1 protein-coding gene and 1 pseudogene are annotated in these 1,936 nt (G+C 33.2%); both read left to right on the top strand.

Features of this window, described 5'->3' with window-relative positions; translation table 11 throughout:
- Positions 1-102 precede the first annotated feature (102 nt).
- Positions 103-375, top strand: a pseudogene (locus tag H6G41_RS34450) (Uma2 family endonuclease); the annotation flags it as partial.
- A 26-nt stretch (positions 376-401) separates the two neighbouring features.
- Positions 402-1,868, top strand: coding sequence for a glycosyltransferase (locus H6G41_RS34445; protein WP_190752876.1), 1,467 nt, complete (start codon positions 402-404; stop codon positions 1,866-1,868).
- The last annotated feature ends 68 nt before the right edge of the window (positions 1,869-1,936 follow it).

Here is a 1,936-nt window from a genome sequence, read left to right as displayed (position 1 = left end):
CGCTCGGCTTATGGATTTAGAAACTTTGAAAACTTCCGAATTAGATGCTTGTTAAACTGGCATTTTGATTGTTAGTTTAGCATAACAAGTACTAAAGAACCTAAAAAATTTCCCTGTTTAATTGTCGAAGTTTTATCTAACTCTACGGAAGCTTTTGACAGAGGAGACAAATTTGCTGATTATCAAAGTTTAGAAACTTTACAAGAGTACGTTTTAATTAACACAAAACGTCAGCGAGTGGAATGTTTTCGCCGTAACGAGCAAGGGTTATGGGTTTTACAAACTTACACAGCAGAAGATAAAACATTTCAACTCCAAAGTGTTAAATTTGCTGGAGCAATAGCCCAACTGTATGAAGATGTAGTTTTTGAATAAACTCATGTCTATTACGTTAGTTTAATATGCCTAATTCTTTTTCGGTGATCGTCCCAGCATTTAATTGTGAAAATGTTATCATTTCCACTATAAAAAGTATTATCCAGAGTATTGATTTTTTTCAAAAAAACTACATTTATGCACAGCAAGTTCATGCAGAAATAATTATTGTTGATGATGCTTCAACCGATAATACTGTATCTGTTGTGCGTGAATTTATCGCGAATAATCCATTGATAAAAATTATCACCCATACCACCAATAAAGGTGCAGGCGCAGCGAGAAATACAGGTGTCAAAAATTCTCAGGGGGAAATTTTATTTTTCTGCGATGCAGACGATATATTCTTGCCAGAGCATATTTATGTCTGCTATATGCTGTTAAAAGGTACGTCTGAACATATATCATCTTTTCACCTATTAAGTGAGAATTATAACTTGACAATTACATTACCAACACAGCATTTTGATGTCATTAGATCTCAGGTAAAAACTAAAGATAAAATACATCCATATTGGCAAGATGCAATTGAGAAAAGTCTCCCTTTAAATTTGTGTATCAGGAGATATTGTCATGAGTTTATTGAAGGATTCTTTGAAGGGGAAATCCACAGACAAACCAAAACTGAAGATTGCGCTTATCAAGCTTTACTTGAAAAATTTTTTGTCATTGGTAAAACTAATTTAGCTACTGTTGAATATATTAGGTATTCTAATAACGCTTTTGACAAACAATTAGCGAAGTTTCAACTACCACCAGGCGAAGCTGAAGAAGCATATCATATCAAGCCAGAGTTGTTAGAGCAAGCTTATCAAATAGAAGCAGAACATATCTTATATTTACAGCGCCAACAATATTTACAAAAATGTATATCTCAAGGTTATCAATTTACTCAAGATTGGTTTAGTATCCATATTCCTATCTGGGAACAGCTGCTCAAAAATTTTGTCAATTTACCAAATCTCAGATTTTTAGAAATAGGGAGTTGGGAAGGTAGATCGACTTGTTGGTTACTAGATAATATTTTAACTCATGAATCAGCTAAAATTACTTGTATAGATACATTTGTGGGAAGTATGGAACATCAAAATTTAGATGTATCTTCCCTGCAATCTTTATCGAAGAGATTTGATTTTAATATAGCTCAAACAGGCTCAAGCCACAAAGTAGAAAAAATTGTGGGGATATCCCAAGAAGTATTGCGAACCCTACCTATAGATACTTATGATTTTCTCTATATTGATGGTTCTCATATAGCTGCTGATGTTTTGGAAGATGCTGTTTTGGGGTGGCGTTTAGTCAAATCTCAAGGAATCATTATTTTTGATGATTACAATTGGCCTAAATTTACAGATAATTTGACTCAACATCCTAAACTAGCGATAGATGCGTTCTTAAGAGTTTTTAGTGAGAAAATTCAGGTTATTTATCAAGGCTATCAAGTAATTGTGCAAAAAAAGAATGGTTCTTTAGTACTTGTTATGCTAAACTAACAATCAAAATGCCAGTTTAACAAGCATCTAATTCGGAAGTTTTCAAAGTTTCTAAATCCATAAGCCGA

Source organism: Tolypothrix sp. FACHB-123 (assembly GCF_014697075.1).
Taxonomy (GTDB): Bacteria; Cyanobacteriota; Cyanobacteriia; order Cyanobacteriales; family Nostocaceae; genus Aulosira.
The sequence above is the reverse complement of the archived record's forward strand: the minus strand, read 5'-3'. Positions and strand labels throughout refer to the sequence as shown.